Here is a 14239-nt window from a genome sequence, read left to right as displayed (position 1 = left end):
CGGGACAAGCCCGGGCATGACGACCTCTTGTGAATAGGCGCCGTTCCTCGAACCAATCCGCCGCTCGCTCCGACCAAGCCATGACCTCGTGAGGAGACCATCAATGGCAGGAGCGATGACAGTGGATGGCGGCATGGTCCGCATCGATCGTCCGATGCCCTGGATCGGCCGGCTGCTGTCGCTGCCGCTGCTGGCGGCGAGTAGCTATCTGCTCTGGAATGTCGCGCTCGGCCTGCGCCAGGATTTTTCCGGCTTCGGCCGGCTCGCCGACGACCTCGTGCCGGTGCTGGTGTTCACGGGCCTCGGGCTGCTCGTCGGCATCCCCGGCCTGATCCTGCTCACCTTCCGCACTTTCGTCGTGCTCAACGAGACGCTGCGCCAGATCGTCATCACCAGCCAGTTCGGCCCGCTGAATATTCGCAAGCACCGCAATCTCGCCGACTATCATTTCATCAGCATCACCGACGATTACGACGCGGATCTGACGACCTATGACGTCAATCTCTGCGGCAACAAGGGCACTGAGCCGATCAACCTGATGAGCTTCACCAGGCGCGAGGAGGCGGACAAGCTTGCCAACGAACTCGGGCGGGCGCTCAAACTTCCGGCGCGCGACTATGTCGGCACTGAGCCGGACGCCGACTGAGAAGGAACTTCCTCGTCATTCCGGGGCGCGCCTCTTGGCGCGAGCTCGGAATCCATCTGGCCGCGGGGATTGTGGATGAATGGATTCTCAGATGCGCAATTGCGCATCGTAGTTCGCACTTCGCGCGCCCCGGAATGACGGCCTAGCCCAAAATATCCTTCTGCATCTTGCCACCGTAGAAATGGAAGAACGGCACCGGCGCGTCGTGGCGGAGCGGGCCGGTGGCAAGGCGCGTGTCGAGCTCGTTGAGCACGTTGCGCGTCATCGGATGCAGATCGGCGAGCGGCTTCGAGCCGAGCTCGACCCAGACCAGTTCGACCAGCTCCGCATCGGCATGGATGACGCCCTCGACGCGATGGGTGATCGCGGAGGCATCCGCGGTGAAGAAGCGCGTGTCGAACCGCTTGACGCGGCCGGGCGGGGTGATCGCGCGCGCGATCAGGAACAGGCCTGAAGGGTCGGGCAGCAGGCCCGCATCGGCAAATGGCTTCCAGGCGCCGTCGAGCTTGGGCGCCTTGCCCTCGGCCTTGCGCCCGAGGCAGAGGCCGGTCTCCTCGCAGGCCTCGCGGATCGCGGCAATCGCCAGCGACTTGGCGCGTGAGGCCGGCGTCTTCGGGCTGCCCTTGGCGAGATTGGCTTCGAGCTCGGAGGTGATCGGGGCAGCACACGGGACGCGGTAGTCGGCCTTGTCGACACGGCCGCCGGGGAAGACGAATTTTCCGGGCATGAACACCACCTTGTCGTGGCGCTTGCCGACGAGGACTCTTGGAATGGTGCCGCTGCGATCGACCAGGATCAGTGTCGCCGCATCCTTCGGGCGGAAATAGGGATGATGGTCGGCTTCCTTGCCCTCGTGGATCCTTGCCTTCTCAGCAGCCTGCGACGTGTCCGTCATGTCCTCACCCAAACCACTTTTTGCTTATTGCTTACACCGGCGGAATACCATCCGGAGGGGTCTCGTCAAAGCCGTGCATGCGCAGAGCCCATTGCAATCCGACCACGGCGCCCTTGACCGGCTGGAGCAGCGCGAGCGAGGCGAAGAACGTGAAGGGCAGATAGGCCGCGAAGCTGAGCCAGACCGGCGTCGTGTAGTTGGTCTCGATCCAGAGGATGCCGGGCACCACGATGTGGCCGACGATGACGATGACGAGATAAGCGGGTAAATCGTCGGCGCGATGCGGCGTGAAGTCGAGGCCGCACACCGAGCAATGATCTGATGTCTTCAGGAAGGCGCGGAACAGCTTTCCTTCGCCGCAGCGCGGGCAGCGGCCGCGAAAGCCGCGCTTCATTGCCGTCCAGACGTCGCGCTTCTCGACGAGGCCGGTCTCGCGCGTCCAGATTTTTGGGGCCGTGCTCATCGTCACCATGCCTTGCCCTTCTGACCCTTGCCCTTCCCGTTACTTTTTCCTTTGCCCTTCTTCGCCTTGCCGGACTTCGGCTTCGCTGGCTTGCGTTTTTTATCCGGACTGCGTCCGGGATGCGCCTTGAACGAGGGGCGGCGTTGCGGACCAGATCGCCTGCGGCCCTGCGGCGCGGTCTCGCCGCTCGACGACAGCAGCTCGAAGCGCAGCGCGCCTGCGACGGGGGCTGCTTCTATCAGACGGACGTCGACCACGTCACCCAGCTGATGCATGGTGCCGCTGCGCGTGCCGACGAGCGCATGGCGGCTCTCGTCATAGTTGAAATATTCCGTGCCAAGGGATCGGATCGGGATCAGGCCGTCGGCGCCGGTATCAGTGAGCTTGACGAACAGGCCGGCGCGCGTGACGCCGGAGACGCGGCCCTGGAAGCTGGCGCCGATGCGGTCGGCGAGGTGATGGGCGATCAGGCGGTCCACGGTCTCGCGCTCCGCCTTCATCGCGCGCCGCTCGGTCACCGAGATGTGGGCTGCGACCTCGCCGAGACTTTCCGGCGTTTCGCTGTCGGGCAGCGCGCCCTCGCCGAGGCCGAGCGCGCGGACCAGCGCGCGGTGCACGACGAGGTCGGCATAGCGGCGGATCGGCGAGGTGAAATGCGCGTAGCGGCGCAGGTTGAGGCCGAAATGACCGTAATTCTCGGAGGAATATTCGGCCTGCGCCTGCGCGCGCAGCACGACTTCGCTCACCAGCGGGAAGTGGTCGTGGCCTTCGAGCTGCGCCAGCACGCGGTTGAACAGGGCCGGGCGCAGCGCGCCTGATTTGGCGAAGGGAACGTCGAGCGTCTCCAAGAACTCTGCGAGCGCGTGGACCTTCTCCAGCGTCGGCTCGTCATGCACGCGGTAGATCAGCGGCAGCGACTTCTTCTCCAGCATCTCGGCGGCCGCGACGTTGGCGAGGATCATGAACTCCTCGATCAGCTTGTGCGCATCGAGACGCTCGGGGACGACGACGCGATCGACCGTGCCGTCGCTCTTCAGCAGGATCTTGCGCTCGGGCAGATCGAGATTGAGCGGATCGCGCTCGTCGCGGGCGCGCTTGACGCAGGCATAGGCGGCATAGAGCGGCCTCAGGATCGGATCGAGCAGGGGGCCGGTGGTGTCATCAGGCCGGCCGTCGATCGCGGCCTGGGCCTGCGCGTAATTGAGCTTGGCCGCCGATCGCATCAGGATGCGGTGGAACGTATGCGAGCGCTTGCGGCCATCAGGGCCGATTACCATCCGCACCGCCAGCGCGCCGCGCGGCTCGCCCGGCACCAGGGAGCACAGATTGTTGGAGATGCGCTCCGGCAGCATCGGCACGACGCGGTCGGGGAAATAGACCGAATTGCCGCGGTCGAGCGCGTCGCGGTCGAGCGCGGTGCCCGGCCGGACGTAGAAGCTTACATCCGCGATGGCGACGTTGACGATGAAGCCGCCCTTGTTGTTGGGGTCGTCGTCGGCCTGCGCATGCACCGCGTCGTCATGATCTTTCGCATCGGGCGGATCGATGGTGACGAGCGGGACGTCGCGCCAATCCTCGCGTCCCTTCAGGTTCGCGGGTTCTGCGGCTTCCGCCTCGCGCTCTGCCGCGGGGCGGAATTGCAGGGGGATGTCGTGGGCGTAGATCGCGATCAGGCTGATCGCCTTCTCCGACTTGACCGAGCCGAGCTTCTCCTTGACGCGGCCCGAGGCGAGGCCGAAGGCGCGCGAGCGGACGATGTCGACGCTGACGAGGTCGCCGTCCTGCGCGCCCTGCGTGTCGGCCGCGGCGATGTTCAGCTCGCGGTCGGCAGACTTCTTGTCGACCGGGATCAGCCGTCCACCGCCTTCGGGAAGCTCGCGGAACACGCCGAGGATGCGGCTCTTGGCCTTGTCGAAGACCTTGATGATGTGGCCGCGATAGGCCGGGCCTTCGGCCTCGTCGAAGCGCTCGACGCGCAGCAGCGCGCGGTCGCCGATTCCGGCGGCCGTGCCGGGCTTTGGCCGGCGCGGCATCACGATGAGGATTTTGGGCGGTTCGCCGCTTTCGACCTCGTCCCATTCGGTGGGAGAGGCGATCAGCTCGCCGTCATCGTCGCGGCCGGTGATGTCGGCGACCAGCGTCGCCGGCAGGCTGTCCGGCTCCGAGACCTTGTGGCGTTTCTTCTTGATGATCCCGTCGTCGGCGAGCTCGCGCAGCATGCGCTTGAGCTCGACGCGATCGGCGTTCTTCAGGCCGAACTCGCGCGCAATTTCGCGGGTGCCGACGTTTCCCTGATTTGCCTTGATGAAGGCGACGATGGCTTGCCTGTCGGGAAAGCCACGGTCATTCTTGCGTTTCACTTAACCTCTAACTCTTGCCGGCACTCTTCTTGGCCGGAGTATTTGCAGGATTCTTGCTGGCGGCGGCCTTGGTCGGCGACGTCTTGGCAGTCGACGGCACGGCGGCGCGCGCCTTGCTGGTGGATTCGGATTTGGCCGCGGCTTTCTTCGCGGCCGGCTTCTTGGGTCTCGGCGCGGTACCATCGCCGTCGGCGGCCTTCTCCGCAGCCTTCTTGGCCTTGGCAGGCTTCGCCGCCTTCTTCGCCTTGGTCTTTCCGCCACCCTTGGCCGCGCGCTCGTCGATCAGCGCGATCGCCTGCGGCAGCGTGATGGCGTCCTTCTCGAACTCGGCCGGGATCGTCGCGTTGACGCCGCCCGCGGTGACATAGGCGCCGTAGCGGCCGCTCTTCACGGTGACGGTGCCGAGCGTCGGATGATCGCCGATCGCCTTGCCGGGGTCGGCGCCGAAGCGGCGGCTCGGGCCCTTGGCGACCTTTTCCGCGATCAGCGTCACCGCGCGGTTGAGGCCGATGTCGAACACCTCGTCGCCGGCCTCGAGGCTGGCATAGGTCTTCTCGTGCTTCACGAACGGCCCGAAGCGACCGAGGCCGGCGGTGATCGGCTGACCGGTTTCGGGATGCTTGCCGATCTCGCGCGGCAGCGACAACAGTTTGAGCGCAAGCTCGAGCTCGACATCGCTCGGAGAGGTGCCCTTCGGGATGCCCGCGCGCTTCGGCTTCTCGCCCTCCGCATAGTCCTTCTGCTCGCCGAGCTGGATATAGGGCCCAAAGCGGCCGGCCTTGACCCAGACGTCGAAGCCGGTGTCGGGATCCTGGCCGAGCGAACGGTCGGCCGTTGCCTCGCTGTCGGCGGCGAGCTGGCGGGTGTAGCGGCACTCCGGATAGTTCGAGCAGCCGACGAAGGCGCCGAACTTGCCGGCCTTCAGATTGAGCCGGCCGTTGCCGCAGCTCGGGCACTGCCTGATGTCGCCGCCGTCGGCGCGGGGCGGATAGATGTGCTGTCCGAGCATGTCGTCGAGCACGTCCAGCACCTGCGCCACGCGCAAATCCTTGATCTCGTCGACGGCGCCGATGAAGCCGCTCCAGAAATCCTTCAGCACCTGCTGCCAGGAGATCTCGTTGTTGGAGATGCGATCGAGCTGCTCTTCCAGATTGGCGGTGAAGTCGTATTCGACGTAGCGGCTGAAGAAGCTTTCGAGGAACGCGACCACGACGCGGCCCTTGTCCTCGCCGTGCAGGCGCTTCTTCTCCAGCTTGACGTAGCCGCGGTCCTTCAGGACCTGGAGGATCGAGGCATAGGTCGAGGGCCGGCCGATGCCGAGCTCTTCCATGCGCTTGACCAGCGAGGCTTCCGAGAAGCGCGGCGGCGGCTCGGTGAAATGCTGGGTGACGGCGAGCGATTGCCGCTTCAGGCCGTCGCCCGCACTCATGGCGGGCAGGCGGCGGGAGTCCTCGTCCTCCTCGTCGTCGCGGCCTTCCTGATAGAGCGCGAGGAAGCCGTCGAACTTGACGACCTGGCCGGTGGCGCGCAGCTCCAGCGTGCGGCCGCCCACCTTCGCGGTGATGTCGACGGTGGTGCGCTCGAGCTCGGCCGCTTCCATCTGGCTCGCGATGGTGCGCTTCCAGATCAGCTCGTAGAGCCGCGCCTGATCGGAATCGAGCTTGCGGCTCATGCTGTCCGGGCGGCGGGACATGTCGGTCGGACGGATCGCTTCGTGCGCTTCCTGGGCGTTCTTGGCCTTGGCCTGGTACTGGCGCGGGGCATCCGGCACGTAGGCGTTGCCGTAATCCTCGCCGATCACCTTGCGCGTCTGGGTGATCGCGGACGGATCGATCTGCACGCCGTCGGTACGCATATAAGTAATGAGTCCGGTGGTCTCGCCGCCGATGTCGATGCCTTCATAGAGGCGCTGGGCGATGCGCATCGTGTGCGCCGGCGCAAAGCCGTATTTGCGGCTGGCTTCCTGCTGGAGCGTGGACGTGGTGAAGGGCGCCTGCGGATTGCGCCGGGCGGGTTTTGCGTCGACCGCGGTGACCGCGTAGGCGGCGGCTTCCAGTGCCTTCTTGAAGTCTTCGGCTTCCGCGCCGGTGCCGATGTCGAGACGCTGGATCTTCTTGCCGTCGGCGCCGACGAGGCGCGCCTCGAACGCATCGCCGCGCGGCGTGAGCAGGGTCGCGATCAGCGACCAATATTCGCGCGCAACGAACTTCTCGATCTCGAGCTCGCGGTCGCAGACAAGCCGCAGCGCCACCGACTGCACGCGGCCGGCCGAACGGGCGCCCGGCAGCTTGCGCCACAGCACGGGGGAAAGGGTGAAGCCGACGAGATAGTCCAGCGCGCGGCGCGCCATATAGGCGTCGACCAGCGCGCCGTCGATCTGGCGCGGATGCTTCATCGCGTCCGTGACCGCCTGCTTGGTGATGGCGTTGAACACCACGCGCTCGATCTTCTGGTCCTTGAGCGCTCGCTTCTCCTTCAGCACCTCCAGCACGTGCCAGGAGATGGCCTCGCCCTCGCGATCAGGGTCGGTGGCGAGAATCAGGCGGTCGGCGTTCTTCAGAGACTTGGCGATATCGTTGAGCCGGCCGGCCGCCTTGGGGTCGACCTCCCAGATCATCTTGAAATTTGCGTCGGGATCGACGGAACCGTTCTTCGCCGGGAGGTCGCGGACATGGCCGAACGAGGCCAGAACCTCGTAGGACGAGCCCAAATATTTGTTGATCGTCTTGGCTTTCGCCGGCGACTCCACAATGACGATATTCATGTAGTTCCAGTAACTTACGGGGAAATTCTGGGCCGAATTCGACGAGATTCGGGTCGGCCGTTTCGAAGCGAACATGGGTGGTGAGGCCCTCGCTGTCAAATCGAGGGGTGTAGAAGGCCGCCGCGATGGGAAAAGTTTCATATCGAGAAAGTTGCAAAATACCACCCTGGAGTTGCGATCGATGTGGGCGTAATGTTCCCGCGGGGCATGGATTCGGGGTGGGGTCTGGTGACTAGGCCAGGAAAGAAACGGGCGCGCGCCGCATCAGGCGCGCCGGGAGGCTCGCGCCACGAGGAACCGGGGGAGGGCGGCGCCGACGAGGCGGTGGCCTTCATCGCCGAGCAGGTGGCGGTGTTGCGCAAGCTCGCCGAGCGCCACAGGCTCGACGTGCTGCATTATCTCCTAGGGATGACGCAGCTCGAGGCCGACGAGCACCTGCGGCTGCGCACCAGGCGCAAGCTGTCGTAGCGGCGCCGCCGCCAAGTATCGGACCCGTCATCCTTCAGACCCGTCATCCTGAGGCGCGAGTAGCGCGATGCAAAGCATCGCGCCGGGAGCCTCGAAGGATGACGGGTCGGGATGCCGCCGGCCGTCGCCCTTCGAGGCTCGCTCGCGCTGCTGCGCACCACGGCTCGCACCTCCAGCGACAACGGCTTCGCCGTTGCGCGGGGGTGACGGTGAGAGAATTGAGCGCGCTGCTTCAACGCCGTCATTGCGAGCGCAGCGAAGCAATCCAGACTGTCTCCGTGGAAAGGTTCTGGATTGCTTCGCTGCGCTCGCAATGACGGTGTGGTGGTAGTTCGACTTAACTAGGCCGACCGCCGCCGCGGCGCAGGCCGCGGCTTCACCGTCGTGTCCGCCTGGCTGAGCAGCCGGCCGTCCTCCGCGCGCAGCTCGAGCTTGCGCACCGGGCGGCCTTTCGCGCGATCGACCAGGATGGTCGCGATCTGCTCGGGGTGATCGTCGAATGCCTCGCTCCATTGCCGGAGCGCGACCAGGATCGGGAAGGTGCCGCGGCCTTTCGGCGTCAGCACATATTCCGAATAGGCGCTGCCGTCGGAGGCGGGGGCGGTTTCCAGAATGCCGTGATCGACCAGCGCGCGCAGCCGCGCGGCCAGGATGTTCTTGGCCATGCCGAGCTTGCTCTGAAATTCGCCGAAGCGGCGCAGGCCGAACAGCGCCTCGCGGATGATCAGGAGCGACCACCAGTCGCCGATCGCCTCCAGCGCGCGCGCGATCGGGCAGGTATCGCCCTCGAAGCTGGTTCGTTTCACCATCGTATTGGTCCTTTCGCGTTCGCCCGATGCCGGTGGCGATCACGCGCTTGTGTGGTTGCATCATAAAACCAAATGGCCTAGATGGCAACGTAGTTTCATTATGAAACCACTGGAGGCGAGCGTGAGACTGAAGAACAAGACGGCATTGATTACGGGCGGCAACAGCGGCATCGGGCTTGCGACGGCAAAACTGTTCGTGGCCGAGGGCGCGAAAGTGGTGATCACCGGGCGCAACAAGGAGACGCTGGCGGCCGCCGCGAAGGAGCTCGGTCCGAACGCGCTCGCGGTTGCCGCTGATGCCACCGATATCGCCGCCACTGAAGCTGCGATCAGGCAGGGCGCCGAGAAGTTCGGCAAGTTCGACATCGTGTTCGCCAATGCCGGCATTCCAGGCAGCACGCCGCTCGGTGCGGCGACGCTGGAGGTCTTCGAAAAGGTGATCAGCACGAACCTCACCGGTGTGTTCTTCACGGTTCAGTCCGCACTGCCTCATCTGAACGACAACGCCTCGATCATCCTCAACGGCTCGGTGATCTCGGTGCTCGGCATTCCCGGCTACTCGGCTTACGGCGCGGCCAAGGCCGGCGTGCGGGCGTTGGCGCGGATCATGGCTTCGGAGCTGTCGCCGCGCGGCATCCGCGTCAACGTCGTTGCGCCGGGCGCGATCCGCACGCCGATCTGGGGCGCTGCGATCGCAACACCCGAAGCCGAGAAGGCGTTCGAGAAACGGATCGCGCTGTCGACGCCGCTCGGCCGCATCGGTGAACCCGATCACATTTCCAAGACGGTGCTGTTCCTAGCCTCCGATGATTCCGCGCATGTGCAGGGCCAGGAAATCTTCGTCGACGGCGGCGCGGTGGCCTCGCCGAGCGGCGCGCCGATCTATCGCGGCTGATCAAATCAAGTGCAAATTGAATCGGTCGGCGCGACCACAGCGGTTGCGCCGGCCGGTTCCCTCGTCTTGCGGGATGTATTTTCTGAACCTTGCATGATGTGGTTGAACCTTGGCGCAAGCTGCCAAGACACTTTTACGGGCAAGGGGTCACAAGACTCACTTTCAGGGAGCCCGTGATGCCAAAGGCAGCTCGCATTTTTTCGTCGATTTCAGCACCGCGTATTTTCACCGAACGTTCCGCCATTCCCGCCAGGCGCTCCGACAAATCGGAGCTCATCGGGGTGGCACTCTTCTCCGGCATCGGCCTGTTCGTTTCGCTCGTGGCCGTCATCCTGGGCGTTCAGGGCGCCTGGTTTTAGCCCGTGCGATCTGTCAGCCGCCGCCGGAATCCGGCAGCAGCTGATGCGGTCGGCGTGAGCCTCAGGCCGCCTGAAGGCTGGTTGCTGCCTGAAGCGCACCCGCCAGTGCTTTCTCACGGTGCTCCGGGCCGACCTGGATGCCGTCGGCGATGATGAATTCGGGGGTCTGGATTCCCATGAAGCCGAACACGCCGCGCAGATAGGTTTCGAGATGCTCCAGCGCCGCGGCGGGCGAGCCGGCGCCGTAATAGCCGCCGCGCGAGATCGCCACGATCACCCGCTTGCCGCCGGCAAGGCCCTGCGGCCCGTTCGCGTCATATTTGAAGGTCTTTCCCGCCACCAGGACGCGGTCGATCCAGGCCTTGAGCTGGCTCGGAATGGTGAAATTGTACATGGGCGCGCCGATCACGACGATGTCGGCGGTCAGGAATTCGTCCAGCGCGGCTGCGCTTGCGGCAAGGTCCGGTCCGAGTTCCGCCGGCGCTGGCGCGCCTTGCGCGGCCGCCAGGTGCGAGCCGGAGAGGTGGGCGAGCGGGGTCTGGGTCAGGTCGCGATAGACGATATCGAGCGAGGGCGTTGCCTGCTTGAGACGGTCGACGATGGCGGCGGAGACCTGCCGGCTGACGGAGTGGGGGCCGAGCACGCTGGAGTCGATATGGAGGAGTTTCATTGAGGTCACCCATGGTATATGTTTGTAACCAGGACTACATGAGTGACTGTTGAAATCCCCGCAAGAACGCACTTTTTTGAGCCATGGACACATTATTGAAACCGACACACACCGATTTGCCTGCCTCGCCAAGGCGGGATCAAAGGCCAGATCCCAACCATGCGGACTGCCGCGGGGTCGCCTCCGTGCTGTCCCGCGTCGGCGACAAATGGAGCGTGTTCGTCATCATGATGCTGAGCGACGGGCCGAAGCGCTTCAATGAGCTGAAGCGCATGATCAACGGCGTCTCGCAGCGGATGCTGACCCTGACGCTGCGTGGCCTCGAACGCGACGGCCTCGTCACGCGCACGATCTTCCCGACCATTCCGCCGCGCGTGGACTATGAGCTGACCGATCTCGGCCACGGGCTGTCGCGGCCCGTCGAGGCGCTCGGCAAATGGGCGAAAGACCATCTGGATCAGATCGAGGCCGCACGGACGCGGTTCGACAAGCGCGGCGAGAACTAGAGCAACGACACCAATCCGCCGCCGTGGCGTTCGAGCCGGCCGGCGAGTTCGAGCTCCAGCAGCACGGTGCGCACGATCGCAGGCGAGGCGCCGGACATCCGCACGAGATCGTCGAGTCCGATCGGCACGGGGCCGAGCAGGCCAGTGATCTGGTCGCGGTCGTGCGTCTGCGGATCGCTTTCGAACGGCTCGCTGTCGGGCTCGCGCGCCCGATGCATCAGCGGCCGCTCCATGATCGGTGCGACAGCGTTGATGACGTCGGCGGCTTCGGTGACGAGCGTTGCGCCCTGCTTGATTAGATCGTTGGTGCCGGCGGCGCGCGGATCGAGCGGTGAGCCCGGCACCGCGAACACCTCGCGGCCCTGTTCGGCCGCCATGCGCGCGGTGATCAGCGAGCCCGAACGGTGGGCGGCCTCCACCACGACCACGCCGAGCGAAGCGCCCGAGATCAGCCGGTTGCGGCGGGGGAAGTCCCGGGCGCGCGGCTCGTGGCCGAGCGGCATCTCGGAGATCGCCGCGCCCGCGTGATCGAGGATCGATCCGAGCAGGTCGCCGTGCTCGGGCGGATAGATGCAGTCATGGCCGCCGGCGAGCACGGCGATCGTGCCGCTCTCGACGCTGGTGCGATGCGCGGCCTGGTCGACGCCGCGGGCGAGCCCCGAGATGATGACAAAGCCGGCTTCGCCGAGCTCGCGGGCCAACTGGCCGGCGAACTTCAGCCCGGCGCCGGAGGCGTTGCGCGAGCCGACGATCGCGATCATCGGCCGCTTCAAGGTTGTCGTGTCGCCACGCACCGCGAGCAGCGGCGGCGCGTCGTCGAGCGTCGCCAGCCGCCCCGGATAGCCGTCCTCGCCTGGCGCAAGCCAGGCGATGCCGAATTTGCGGCTCGCAGCCAATTCGGCCTTGGCCTCGTCCACGCTACAGATACGCCCCGACCGCGCCGCGCCGCCGCGGCGCGCGAGATCCGGCAGCCGCTCCAGCGCGGCGCGCGCGGTGCCGAAATGATCGACCAGCGAGCGGAAGGTGCGCGGTCCGACATTGTCGGAACGGATCAGCCGCAGGCGGTCGATCCGCTCTAGCTCGGTTAGCTCCACGCTGGAATTGATGGCGTCCACGGTGTCTCCTTGCAGGCACAGCATGGAACAACCTGAGGGCGTGGGCAACAGCGTCGTGCGCTTGCACGACCTTGCCCCGATGCTAAAAGCGATCCCAATAAGAAGGGTTTTTGCCATGATCTCACTCGCCGACCTCCAGCGCCGCATCGAAGCGGGCGAACTTTCGCCGGATGACGCCATCGCCCAATCGCACGCGGCGATCGAGGCGCGGGAGAAGGAGGTCCATGCCTTCGTCCGCCACGACAAGTCGGCAAGAGCGCAAGCTTCCGGCCCGCTGCGCGGCATCGCGGTCGGGATCAAGGACATCATCGACACGGCCAATATGCCGACCGAGATGGGCTCGGAGATCTATCGCGGCTGGCAGCCGCGCTCGGACGCGCCGGTCGTGATGATGCTGAAGCGGGCGGGCGCCACCATCATCGGCAAGACCACGACCACGGCGTTCGCCTCGCGCGATCCGACCCCGACGCTCAATCCGCACAATACCGGCCATTCGCCGGGCGGCTCGTCCTCGGGCTCGGCGGCGGCGGTCGGCGCCGGCATGATCCCGCTGGCGCTGGGCACCCAGACCGGCGGCTCGGTGATCCGGCCCGCCGCCTATTGCGGGACGGCCGCGATCAAGCCGTCGTTTCGGATGCTGCCGACGGTCGGCGTGAAGTGCTATTCGTGGGCGCTCGACACGGTCGGCTTGTTCGGCGCGCGCGCGGAGGATCTGGCGCGCGGACTGCTGGCGATGACCGGCCGCAGCGAATTCTCCGGCATCGTCCCGGCCAAGGCACCGCGCATCGGCGTGGTCAGGCAGGAGTTCGTGGGTGCTGTGGAGCCGGCGGCCGAGCAGGGGCTGCAAGCGGCGATCAAGGCGGCCGAGCGCGCCGGGGCCAGTGTGCAGACCATCGATCTGCCCGAGTCGGTGCGGGAGGCCTGGCGCATCCATCCGATCATCCAGGACTTCGAGGCGCACCGCGCGCTCGCCTGGGAGTTTTCGGAGCATCACGACGAGATCGCGCCGATGCTGCGCGCCAGTCTCGACGCGACGGTCGGGCTGACGCCGAAGGAATATGACGAGGCTCGCCGGATCGGCCGGCGTGGCCGCCGTGAGCTCGGCGAAGTGTTTGAGGGCGTCGACGTGCTCTTGACCTATTCGGCGCCGGGCACGGCGCCGGCCAAGGAGCTCGCGAGCACCGGCGATCCCCGCTACAACCGGCTCTGGACGCTGATGGGCAATCCTTGCGTCAACGTGCCGGTGCTGAAGGCCAATGGCCTGCCGATCGGCGTGCAGGTGATCGCGCGCTTCGGCAACGACGCGCATGCGCTTGCGACGGCGTGGTTCCTGGAGAATGCGCTGGCGCGGGCCTGACGCGGGGCACCTCAACTTTATGTGAGCGCGAAGGATGCAACCGCGCCCGGGCTGAGCCGACCAACTGAACTCATGGCTCTCCCGGACAAACAGATCCCACGCAGCTCGCAATTTTTCGGCGCGGGCGAGGGACTCGGCGACATCGTCGAGTCCCTCTGGGATGCCGATCTCGACGATGCCGCAGCCGCCTGCGCGCGGACGATCAAGGTTCTGCCGACGCCGTCGCCAGTTCTGGTCGTGCACTATCGCGCGCCGATGGCCTCGCAACGCGGCGTCTACAAGCGCACCATCAACGGCATGCATACCCGCGCAGCAGTGCTGAAGCCGAGCGGTTCGCTCGGCGTCGTGTTGGTGCGGCTCAAGGCCGACGCGGCCGACCGCGTGCTCGGCGTGAAGCCTGCCGATCTGCTCGATGCCAGCATCGATCTGTCGGACATTTTTGGCGATGGCGCTGCCGCGCTGCTCGAAGAACAGCTCGCGGAGGCCGGCAGCGCGGCCGCGCGCGTGACCTGCATGCGAGACTTCGTCCGGACGAGGACAGGGCCCGGCCGTCTCGATCCGCTGGTCGCGCAGGCGATGCGTACGATCAGGCGGGATCCGGCGATCTCCATGCGCAGGCTTGCCGGCGATCTCGACATCGGCAAGCGTAGCCTGCAGCGGCGCTTCAAGGCCGAGACCGGTGCAAGCGCAAAGCAGTTTGCGCGGATCGAGCGGATGCAGCGGGCGATTGCCGCGCGCCGCGCTGGTTCCGACTGGGCCGATGTCGCGCACGCGACCGGTTTTACCGACCAAGCGCATCTGATCCGCGATTTCCGCACGCTCGCGTGCGCTTCGCCGGAGGCGTTCTGCCGTCAGTCGTCGATCGCCAACGTAAGGGCCTGGAACGCCGAGCTCGCGGCGTCGGATTTTTACAATACCTTCGTCGCCTAGGC

At 66.0% G+C, this 14239-nt stretch carries 14 protein-coding genes; 7 read left to right on the top strand and 7 right to left on the bottom strand.

Annotation, left to right across the window (positions count from 1 at the left end; all coding sequences use genetic code 11):
* The first annotated feature begins 103 nt into the window (after positions 1–103).
* Entirely contained in the window at positions 104–646 is a 543-nt protein-coding gene (locus XI09_RS43290; RefSeq protein ID WP_271572398.1) for a hypothetical protein, read from the top strand.
* Between the two features lie 142 nt (positions 647–788).
* On the opposite strand, the gene XI09_RS43285 is transcribed toward XI09_RS43290, so the two are convergent.
* The 4 genes from XI09_RS43285 to topA are packed head-to-tail and all read right to left on the bottom strand — an operon-like array spanning position 789 to position 7128.
* Positions 789–1541 carry an NUDIX hydrolase gene (locus XI09_RS43285; protein WP_271572397.1) on the bottom strand — a complete coding sequence of 251 codons (753 nt, stop codon included), beginning with the start codon at positions 1539–1541 and terminating at the stop codon, positions 789–791.
* A gap of 31 nt (positions 1542–1572) precedes the next feature.
* Positions 1573–2013 (bottom strand): DUF983 domain-containing protein, encoded by a 441-nt coding sequence (locus XI09_RS43280; protein WP_271572396.1) that lies wholly within the window; start codon positions 2011–2013, stop codon positions 1573–1575.
* On the bottom strand, positions 2007–4364 hold the full coding sequence (gene rnr / locus XI09_RS43275) for a ribonuclease R (protein WP_271572395.1): 2358 nt from the start codon (positions 4362–4364) through the stop codon (positions 2007–2009). The genes XI09_RS43280 and rnr overlap by 7 nt, the downstream gene beginning before the upstream one ends.
* 7 nt (positions 4365–4371) lie before the next feature.
* Positions 4372–7128, bottom strand: coding sequence for a type I DNA topoisomerase (gene topA / locus XI09_RS43270; protein WP_271572394.1), 2757 nt, complete (start codon positions 7126–7128; stop codon positions 4372–4374).
* 228 nt (positions 7129–7356) lie between these two features.
* Between topA and XI09_RS43265 the strand changes: the two genes are divergently transcribed.
* Positions 7357–7596 carry a hypothetical protein gene (locus XI09_RS43265; protein ID WP_271572393.1) on the top strand — a complete coding sequence of 80 codons (240 nt, stop codon included), beginning with the start codon at positions 7357–7359 and terminating at the stop codon, positions 7594–7596.
* Positions 7597–7937: 341 nt separating this feature from the next.
* Here XI09_RS43265 and XI09_RS43260 read toward each other — a convergent pair whose 3' ends face one another.
* Entirely contained in the window at positions 7938–8405 is a 468-nt protein-coding gene (locus tag XI09_RS43260; protein WP_271572392.1) for a winged helix-turn-helix transcriptional regulator, read from the bottom strand.
* 121 nt (positions 8406–8526) lie between these two features.
* On the opposite strand from XI09_RS43260, the gene XI09_RS43255 reads away from it, so the two are divergent.
* Both XI09_RS43255 and XI09_RS43250 read left to right on the top strand, forming a co-directional pair.
* The gene (locus tag XI09_RS43255) at positions 8527–9300 is read left to right on the top strand and encodes an SDR family oxidoreductase (protein WP_271572391.1); all 774 of its coding nucleotides are present in this window, start codon (positions 8527–8529) and stop codon (positions 9298–9300) included.
* A 176-nt stretch (positions 9301–9476) separates the two neighbouring features.
* On the top strand, positions 9477–9659 hold the full coding sequence (locus XI09_RS43250; RefSeq protein WP_271572390.1) for a hypothetical protein: 183 nt from the start codon (positions 9477–9479) through the stop codon (positions 9657–9659).
* A 61-nt stretch (positions 9660–9720) separates the two neighbouring features.
* On the opposite strand, the gene XI09_RS43245 is transcribed toward XI09_RS43250, so the two are convergent.
* Positions 9721–10329 carry an FMN-dependent NADH-azoreductase gene (locus tag XI09_RS43245; RefSeq protein ID WP_271572389.1) on the bottom strand — a complete coding sequence of 203 codons (609 nt, stop codon included), beginning with the start codon at positions 10327–10329 and terminating at the stop codon, positions 9721–9723.
* Between the two features lie 83 nt (positions 10330–10412).
* On the opposite strand from XI09_RS43245, the gene XI09_RS43240 reads away from it, so the two are divergent.
* Positions 10413–10835, top strand: a complete 423-nt coding sequence (locus XI09_RS43240; protein WP_271572388.1) for a winged helix-turn-helix transcriptional regulator — start codon at positions 10413–10415, stop codon at positions 10833–10835.
* Here the strand turns inward: XI09_RS43240 and dprA are convergent.
* Positions 10832–11974 carry a DNA-processing protein DprA gene (gene dprA, locus XI09_RS43235; RefSeq protein WP_271572387.1) on the bottom strand — a complete coding sequence of 381 codons (1143 nt, stop codon included), beginning with the start codon at positions 11972–11974 and terminating at the stop codon, positions 10832–10834. The genes XI09_RS43240 and dprA overlap by 4 nt on opposite strands.
* Before the next feature lie 91 nt (positions 11975–12065).
* Between dprA and XI09_RS43230 the strand changes: the two genes are divergently transcribed.
* Positions 12066–13307 carry an amidase gene (locus tag XI09_RS43230; protein WP_271572386.1) on the top strand — a complete coding sequence of 414 codons (1242 nt, stop codon included), beginning with the start codon at positions 12066–12068 and terminating at the stop codon, positions 13305–13307.
* A gap of 72 nt (positions 13308–13379) precedes the next feature.
* Entirely contained in the window at positions 13380–14237 is an 858-nt protein-coding gene (locus XI09_RS43225) for a helix-turn-helix domain-containing protein (protein ID WP_271572385.1), read from the top strand.
* Positions 14238–14239 lie beyond the last annotated feature (2 nt).

Source organism: Bradyrhizobium sp. CCBAU 11386, from assembly GCF_028128955.1.
Taxonomy (GTDB): Bacteria; Pseudomonadota; Alphaproteobacteria; order Rhizobiales; family Xanthobacteraceae; genus Bradyrhizobium.
This window is presented reverse-complemented; position numbering and strand designations above follow the sequence as displayed.